Below are 1,074 nucleotides of genomic sequence, written 5' to 3' on the forward strand. Positions count from 1 at the left end.
AGGAGGAGAGCTGGAACATCTTTCCAAATATCGGCCCGGCTACCGCTACTGATGCCTCGTTACCGCATGAAGGCATGTTACAGATCATGAGCGGCGAGCATATTGGCCGGATCATCCCACTGAATCATAATCTCACCCGTATCGGGCGGGCCGGTTGCGACTGCGCCATTATTGCTCTCCGCAACGACGGCTATTTCCTCTCTCATCTTGAAGGTCCCGTATCCCCCAGCATTAATGACGAAAAGATTGGAGAAGAATCACGTTTTCTACAGGATGGCGACATCATCCATGTCGGCGGAACCCAAATGCAATTTCACCTAATAGGGAGCCAGACACAATGACCACTTCAGGAAACCCGGAAGAGCGCCGGCGCTTCAGGCGCGTCCTTTTTGATGCGCCAATGCGCATATCAGAGGGCGAAAAATCATTTGAAACGACGTTGCTGGACCTGTCGTTAAAAGGCGCTCTGGTCGTCTGCCCGCCCGACTGGAGCGGCCAACCGGATCAGTCCGTTGAGTTGGATATCAAGCTTGGTGATTCGGAGACACGAATCAAGATGCAGGCCAGTGTTGCTCACATTGGGGATGGCGCGATCGGTTTTCGCTGCAACACCATCGATATGGAGAGCATCACCCATCTTCGACGCCTGGTCGAACTCAACACCGGTGATGCAGAGCTGCTCGAAAGGGAATTGGAGGCGCTGGCTTAGTTATATACTTACCTGAACTTAAAGTAATGCATAGATTGCGCGCTATCATGGTAACCGCTTCGTTGGTGTAACATGGAGCACGCAACCAAGCCCATCCATTTCACTGGGTCTTACTGACCAAACACTAGAGTTCGGGAATGAACATTTTAGGAATATCAGCGTTTTATCACGATAGCGCGGCGGCCCTGGTCCAAGACGGGAAAATCACCGCCGCCGCCCAGGAAGAGCGATTCTCGCGCAAGAAGCATGACGAGCGTTTCCCGCAGCACGCGGTTCGCTTCTGCCTCGACCAAGCGGGTCTCTCCCTCGACGACGTCGATCATGTGGTCTTCTACGACAAACCTCTGATCAAGTTCGAGCGTCTG

Annotated in this window: 3 protein-coding genes; all 3 read left to right on the forward strand. The window is 53.2% G+C overall.

Annotated elements, in window-relative coordinates; genetic code table 11:
* The coding region (locus tag G9Q73_RS11820) for an FHA domain-containing protein (RefSeq protein ID WP_218649953.1) at window positions 1-341 on the forward strand (341 nt) is incomplete at its 5' end.
* Window positions 338-709 (forward strand): PilZ domain-containing protein, encoded by a 372-nt coding sequence (locus G9Q73_RS11825; RefSeq protein WP_177419965.1) that lies wholly within the window; start codon window positions 338-340, stop codon window positions 707-709. The genes G9Q73_RS11820 and G9Q73_RS11825, both read left to right, overlap by 4 nt.
* Window positions 710-846: 137 nt before the next feature.
* A partial coding sequence (locus G9Q73_RS11830; protein ID WP_281397580.1) for a carbamoyltransferase N-terminal domain-containing protein occupies window positions 847-1,074 on the forward strand: 228 nt, incomplete at its 3' end.

Source organism: endosymbiont of Lamellibrachia barhami (assembly GCF_011947365.2).
Taxonomy (GTDB): domain Bacteria; phylum Pseudomonadota; class Gammaproteobacteria; order Chromatiales; family Chromatiaceae; genus QGON01.